Origin of the sequence: Flagellimonas onchidii, assembly GCF_004804315.1 — a bacterium.
GTDB lineage: Bacteria > Bacteroidota > Bacteroidia > Flavobacteriales > Flavobacteriaceae > Flagellimonas > Flagellimonas onchidii.
This window is the reverse complement of record NZ_SRXX01000037.1, coordinates 1-7,452: the sequence shown is the minus strand read 5'-3', so window position 1 is coordinate 7,452 and position 7,452 is coordinate 1. Positions and strand designations below refer to the sequence as shown.

General features: G+C 40.2%; 6 protein-coding genes. 2 read left to right on the top strand and 4 right to left on the bottom strand.

All coding sequences use genetic code 11. The annotated features are described in order from the left end of the window. The first annotated feature begins 645 nt into the window (after positions 1-645). On the top strand, positions 646-1,320 hold the full coding sequence (locus E4661_RS18650; protein ID WP_136468977.1) for a hypothetical protein: 675 nt from the start codon (positions 646-648) through the stop codon (positions 1,318-1,320). A 17-nt stretch (positions 1,321-1,337) separates the two neighbouring features. Here E4661_RS18650 and E4661_RS18645 read toward each other — a convergent pair whose 3' ends face one another. The 4 genes from E4661_RS18645 to E4661_RS18630 form a co-directional block, all read right to left on the bottom strand. Beyond that, a complete protein-coding gene (locus E4661_RS18645; protein ID WP_136468976.1) occupies positions 1,338-4,457 on the bottom strand; it encodes a TonB-dependent receptor in 3,120 nt (1,039 codons plus the stop codon). Positions 4,458-4,506: 49 nt separating this feature from the next. After that, positions 4,507-5,595, bottom strand: a complete 1,089-nt coding sequence (gene arsS / locus E4661_RS18640; RefSeq protein WP_205728987.1) for an arsenosugar biosynthesis radical SAM (seleno)protein ArsS — start codon at positions 5,593-5,595, stop codon at positions 4,507-4,509. A 135-nt stretch (positions 5,596-5,730) separates the two neighbouring features. Further along, positions 5,731-6,066, bottom strand: a complete 336-nt coding sequence (locus tag E4661_RS18635) for an arsenosugar biosynthesis-associated peroxidase-like protein (protein WP_106144907.1) — start codon at positions 6,064-6,066, stop codon at positions 5,731-5,733. Positions 6,067-6,199: 133 nt separating this feature from the next. Then, entirely contained in the window at positions 6,200-6,898 is a 699-nt protein-coding gene (locus E4661_RS18630) for a TIGR04282 family arsenosugar biosynthesis glycosyltransferase (protein WP_168796438.1), read from the bottom strand. 364 nt (positions 6,899-7,262) lie between these two features. Here E4661_RS18630 and E4661_RS19195 point away from each other — a divergent pair. Continuing rightward, positions 7,263-7,452, top strand: a 190-nt coding sequence (locus E4661_RS19195; RefSeq protein ID WP_205728986.1) for a hypothetical protein, incomplete at its 3' end; no start/stop codon positions are given.

Below are 7,452 nucleotides of genomic sequence, written 5' to 3'. Positions count from 1 at the left end.
TTTGGCAAGTTCTAATAATCCTAACTTTGGTTTGATGATCTTTTCTTCTGTACTCATCTGACAAATCTAATTTAAGGGTTAAACTAATTTATTAAGATTGTCAGATTAAGTCTTAACTATTACATATTATTAGACATAAATCGGCCGAAAAATATGGTAGAAAGCATTTTAAAGAATATTTAAAACCAAAGAATGATATAGTTGTACATCATAGGCCATTTATATAGAAAAATAACCTTTTGTATAAGTATCGTTCAAAAAACCTGCTGATAAATCCCTCCTAAAACCGATAACTCGCCCCAAACTGCATACGCCAACGTGAATTTTGGTTATCCACTACCCAAGGCGTTGCATCCGTATTGTGCTTAAAATTGACCTGGTAAAAAGTTCCTTTCCCTTTAAGGGAAAGATATCCACTTTAGTGGACGGAAAGGGTAAAACCATCCCTTCCGACCTTCGGCCACTTTCCCTTACCCTTTTCGAAGCTTTAGCGAAGAAAAGGAAGGAGTTATAACTGTGCATTCTTTCAATTAAGACAGCATTCATTAATTTAATCTTGAATCTTAACTTGAGATAGGCTAAATTCACTTCTGCTTGTTAGATGGAAAATTTCCATATAAATCACTGTACTTTATATTAAAACTTATGAGAAAAATAGTTTGCCTAGCTTTCCTTTTGACCAATTTGGGATTTGGTCAAACCGGGTTTATTGAAATTGAGGTCAAAGATTCCATCCATTTAAAACCCATCAATTTTGAGTATGAAATCAAAATTAGTCAGGACAGGTTTGTAAATTATACCGAAAGTGCCCATGGAATCACGGACTCGACCAAAACCAAAATGCGAGAAAAGCTAGCTGAACTAAAAAGTTTTTTAGAGTCTAAAAACTATAAGATTAGACCGTTGAACAATGAAAAATATCAAATTCATGATTACGTGGGGTTTTGGAATTTGGGTTATGCGGTGGATTTGTCAGAATCTAAGGAGCTGGAGACCCTAACTTCTGAACTGAAAAAGTTTGATTTTATAACCGGCAATGTTGGACAAATCACATTCGATGAAAATGATTCGTGGGAAGAACGATTATTTGAAAAATTAATCGCAAAAGCCAAACTAAAAGCGAAAATGGTTTGTCAACTAACAGATCAAAAACTAGGAAAGATAATTGAACTCAAAGAAGGCAAAACCAATAACGATTTCGAATTGAATATCAAGGATATATATTTAATGGTCGCCACAGGAGGGGATTGGACGGTTGAAAAGAACATGATTTTTGGGAATAGGTGGAAAATCGTTTCTTTCAAATTTGAAACTAAGTAAACAAGAAAGCCAGTTTGTCAAAACCGATAACTCGCTCCAAACTGCATGCGCCAACGTGAGTTTTGGTTGTCCACCACCCAAGGTGTAGCATCCGTATTGCTATATTGAAATTGGGGTTGGTTGTTTTCAATGCCCCGAAAGCGTAGCAAGCTAAAGTTAGAGTTGACCACATTGGGCACAAAAACCAACCGGCCCCAATCCCGGTTCACCAAATTGAATACATTAAAAATATCCATGGAAAAACGTAACTGCTTGCTTTCCTTTAGGTTGATATTATAGGCCAGTTTCGCATCCAATCTGTGGTTCCAAGGTGTTTTGGATTCATTCCGTTCAGCATATCCACCGCGATTACTTCGCAAGTAGTCATTACTTTCTATAAAAGCATTTAAACGGTCCCATTGTTGGGGCGCTGTTTGCGTGACCGTGCCGTTACCATCCACAATATCGATTAGGTTGATTTCGGAAGCATCCCTAGGAATATAGATCAAATCGTTTCTTGAGGAACCATCCCGGTTTACATCACCCTGGTATACAAAAGAAAATGGACTACCCGAAGTGCCATTATAGAGTGCCGAGACTTCCAACTGCCCTGTTTTCCCCAAATCAAAACCGTAGGTATGCGTGCTTACGATTCTATGTCTCAAATCAAAGTTCGAAGCGGATAAGCTTGGTGCATTGGGTGTAATGGACTGGTTCCATTCAAAATTTGCAGCTGGAGAGCTTCGAACCGTGCTCGAAATGTCCTTGCTTCGCCCGTAGGTGTAGCCTACATAACCATTATAATTATTCGCGGATTTGGACAGCCCCAAGGTCAAATTGTATCGAAATCCGTTGTCGGAATTCGTCAACAAAAACACATTGGTAAAATTGGAATTGATTTTAATGGCATCTCCCGTTTCTAAAAAATAAGAACGGTTATCGGCACCATCAAAAGTGCCCTGATTATCCCTTCTATTTATAGATTGAAAGAAAATACCCTTTAGGACTCTGGTGTAGGAAGCATCAAAAGTAAGGTCATAATTGTTGGGCAATTTTATGTTCAGGCCAATGCTACTCTTCCAATCTCGTGGTAATTCAAAATCGTTGTCCACCAAATTGATTTCCGCAATGGGCGAATCTCCTGCCAAATCCGAAACATCATTGACAATGGGCTGAACACCATCGGACCGCACATCTACATTAAAATATTGTGTGCCAGAAATGTATTCGGCGTAAGCGAACCATAAATAGGGTAATCGTCCCGTAAAAAGTCCGGTTCCACCATGCAGTTTTATCTTTCTATCCTCATCAAAGGCATACTCAAAGCCAAACCTTGGATTGATATGGGGAGCAGTTCGAATCTTATTGCTAAACTGACTGAACTCTGGGGTTCGGATCACTTCTTCACTCAAAGGAATATCGTTCAGCAAAAATTGGGAATCCAAACGTAGTCCAAAATTCAACGAAAGTCTATCCGAATATCGGAACCTGTCCTGCGCATAAAGCCCGGTTACCAAAATATCCACTGTTGCCGAAGGAGTACTTTGCACAAAATCGAAATTGTTATCACTTAAGCGGTACACACCTCGAATGCGCGAAGGTCTATCGTTCAAGAAATTATCCACGGAACTGTATTCCCAACGTCCGTTCCAAGCCGATAAAAACCCATAATCAATGTCGTTGTATTGCGCCAATCCGCCAAAGGTGAAAGTATGTTTGTTTTTGAACAGGGTGAACTTATCAGAGATTTGAAGCGTATTCAATTTGGTGTTGTACACGGAAGCTTCGCGATAGGTCCCGGCAAAGATTCGGTTTGAGGCATCTGAAATTTGTAAATGAGGGAAAACTTCCCCATTAAAATCACGGCCTTCTTTGCCATAATTATAGCCGATACTCAAGAGGTTTGAACTGGAATTCTCAAAATTTGATTTCAACTCAGCTGTAAAACTGTTGGCCACACTATTATGTCGAAATCCTTGATTTCCAAAATTGAAAATGGATTCGTTCCATTCCAAGTTATCGGCAAAACTGTTTACATAATTATTGCGTAAGGTCAGTTTGGTGCGGTCAGAAATATTGAAATCGAACCGCAAAAAGAATTTTGTGCTATTGGTCCGCAGCGCTGCGTCAGTAAAGGTACCCGGATCATAGTTATAATCTGTGCGCAGTTTGTCAACAATTTGATTTATGGTCGCGGTTGAAATATTGGAACTAGAACTGCCGGGAGCATTTAAAACGGGATTATTGGAAGTAGCCTGTTCAAAATTTACAAAATAGAAGAGTTTGTCTTTTTTAAGAGCACCTCCTTTGGAGAAACCGACCTGAAAATTATAAAACGACTGCACGTTTTGCTCGGTACCATCCGAATATCGGCCCACCAAAGCTTGGTTATTGCCATAGGCATAAACTTCAGTTTCTCCCTTGTTGGTTCCATTTTTTGTGACCACATCTAGATTGGCTCCTGAAAAATTCCCGATACTCACATCGAAAGGGGTGGTTTTGATGGATAACTGTTTTATGGCTCCAAAACCAATGGGCTGCGTTCTTGCCAAACTTCCCGGACTTCCATTGGCCGAAGAACCTGCCGCTCCACTCGACGGTTCTTGAAAACCGATAACGTCGTTGTTGGCCACACCGTCAATGTTGAGGTTATTGAAACGGTTGCTGGCTCCAGCAAAGGAGTTGAGGTTCGCTTCCGGGAGGTTTCGGGTCAAATCTTGAATGCTACGGGTAATAGTTGGAGTGTTTTTTAAGGATTCTGAGTTGATGGTCTGTTCAAATTCTGAAGGCCTGTTTTGATTGACGATTACCACAACCTCATCCAATGTTTCACCCTGTTCCATTAAAACAAAGTCCTGATGCGTGATTTCGCTGAGATTGATGCTTACATTTTGTGTTGATACCGATTGGTATCCTAAAAAACTCACCATAATGGTGTAAGCATTTCCAGGTGGGATGTTCAGTACGGAATAGTAACCGGATTCTTGGGAAATGGCACCGAACTTAAAATTGGTCTCGGCGTCTGTGACCACGATATTGGCAAATTCCAATAGATCACCATCGCTTGTCATTATTTTTCCTTCCAGTTTTCCTGTGGTTTCCTGGGCATATGATAAAGTTGCACAACATAGTACAGCTAGCATGAAGATTTTTTTCATCTAGAGTTCTTTCTTAAGAGTTTCGCGTAATTTGGTGGGTTGATTTAGTTTACGCTACTGTACCTTGACAACTGCTTCCCGCTCCAGCGGTGCAGCCATAGCAATGTTGGGATATAATGATATTGCGGTTGTTTAGAACATCTTCGTTATAATCTTTGATGTGTTTTATCTTGCTGGCGACCTTTAGATCGAGCATTTGGTTAAAGTCACAATCGTACAGCCAACCATCCCAACTTACCGAAATGGTGTTGGTGCACATCACATTGGCTACTGCAGCTGGATTATAAGCTTCGACCAAGGCGTACATATAATCCTCATAGTTTTCTGAAGCGATCAGGTAATCCAAAAAGCGGGATATGGGCAAATTAGTTATGGCAAACAGATTGTGGAACTGGATACCAAAATCCTCATCCAAAGCCTTTTTAAAATCACGTTCCATGGCCATTTGGTCACCGGGCAAAAACGCTCCGGAAGGGTTGTAGACGAGATCCAAACGCAAAGGGCTATCCGGCATCCCGTACCCTACTGCGTTCAATTCCTGTAACGCCTTAATGGATTTATCAAAAACCCCATCCCCACGTTGTTTGTCTGTTTTACCTCGAGTGTAGTGCGGCATGGATGAAACTACGTGCACGTTGTGCTTTTTAAAGAACTCCGGCAAATCGTAGTACTTCTTGTTGGCGCGGATAATGGTCAAATTGGAACGGACAATAAAATCTTGGATACCCGCTTTGGCCGCTTCTTCCACAAACCATCTAAAATTGGGATTCATTTCGGGAGCACCTCCGGTAAGATCCAAGGTGTGTGCTCCAGTATTTCGGATGACCTCCAAGCAAAGCTCCATGGTTTCCTGTGTCATGATTTCCTTTCTATCCGGTCCTGCATCCACATGGCAATGCTCACATACCTGGTTGCACATATAGCCAACATTGATTTGCAAGATTTCCAACTTGTTGGGTCGCAGTGGAAAATGGCCAATTTCTGAAATCTTATCTTTAAAATAGGGAAGCTCACCATCGGCAAAAATCCCCCCATTCAAAATGTCCAATTGCCTGTTGATGGAAGCTAATTCGCCATCCCTAGCTTTAAGGGATTTCTTGGCCGCCTTTTTAATTTGGGGCATTATACTTTCACTCATTGTTTTAAGTTTTATCTTCAAAACATTTATTCTCGATACTTTTCCCTTTGATTTCGACTGCGCTCAATCTGACAGGAAAAACTCGAATTGACTGTATTTAAGAAAGTCTCCTTCGTACTTTTAACCTTGTACTTCTTACATTGATAACTTGTTATACTTGTTCATCATTTGAACTCCGTGCACTAAAGTGGCACCGCTTTCTATGGCAGCTCCCGCATGAACGGCCTCCATCATTTCTTCTTTGGTGATTCCTCTTTGCAATCCATCTTTAGTGTACGCATCAATGCAATAAGGGCATTTAACAACATGTGCTACAGCCAAAGCGATGAGGGACTTCTCTCGAGCACTTAGTGCTCCTTCTTCGAAAACCTTACCGTAATAATCAAAAAATTTGTTGCCTATCTCTTCACTCCATTCAGTGATTTTTCCAAATTTTCGAAGATCTGCCGGGTCGTAATAACTATTTGCCATTTTTTGGTATTTATGTTTTTTTGAATATTGAATTGAAATAAAGCCCTTTTTACATCCTATGTTTTTATGGCAAGAAGCCAATACTTCGAATTAGTAAAAGAGGGAGTTCAATGGCAAATGCCATTTTGGGTTATTAAGAGAATAACAAAAGGTTGGGTGAACCTTTATTGAAAGAAAAAATGATGAAACGAATTTCCGGTTTGGGAATATACGTTTCGAAAAATTGTATGCTTCTTTTGGCTAAGTCCGCCAAGACTTTAAAGACAGTTTTAGGAATTCGTCCAATGAAATTCAACAAAACCTTTACATCCTCAAGAACATCGATATCGCGAAGAATAGGAAGTGTGAAAAGCGTTGAACTATTCGTTCTAAACAATTGGGAAATTTTATGAAACAACCCCACGCGCTGCCAAGGTAATTTTTGGAAAAGTTGGGCATCAAAATTCGATTGATGCAATCCCATTAGATAAAAACCACCATCAAGAGTCGGGCCTAGAACAGTTTTGCCATGTTTTAGCTGTTTATCGGTCTCAAGAATATGATGTGCCCTAAGTTCAGGACTATCATTTCCGATGGTGATTACGTTTTTATAGCCCTTATCATAAATGCTTTTAATGGCGTGGGAAAAGCGTTCCCCAAAAGTATTCCCGTGTTGTTCCTTTTCCGAAATATGAAAAAAGGGCAGGCCTGATTGCCTTACTACTTGAAGGGTATGTTCGGTAAGTTCTTGAAACAGCTCTGGTCTGGCTATAGATATCTTATTACGAACATCTACCTCCGCAGAGTTCGCAAAAATCAAAACAGCCGTTTCCTGTAATCCCCTGTTATTCAAAATATGAGTCCTATCGTACTCTTAATATTAAGAATTTAGGTCGAAACTGGGATGTTTCAATTACAATATAATCCCAATAATCTTAAATTTTAACATTCCAACCCGCTGGTCGGTTTTACAAAATTTTGATTTTGAATACCTCAGGATTAAAATCGAATCAAAATCGATAAAGTGTAAAAAGTGATTCCTTTTTTATGGAAAACAAACTGGGTGGTCGGTTTATGAAATGGCTTTGCCGCACCATTATATGCACTATCCTCCCCCCTAACAATGCCGAATGTGCCAACAAGTGAAGCTTAAATATGTTTCGTAATCCGTCCAGTATGTCATCCCGTACTTGACACGGAATCCATGTCACAATGGTATGATTCCACATCATGCTTCGGCTGTGCTTATGCCAAAGCTTCAGCCGTCGTGGCCAAGCCACTTTGGCGAAGAAGGCCCATCCGTCAATCCAAACAGGGCATCCGTCAATTGGCAGGCCAAAACCATTGATCATTATCCTACTTTGGTGGCCGTTAACCGATTAAATCTTACCAAAATGAAAAAAATTG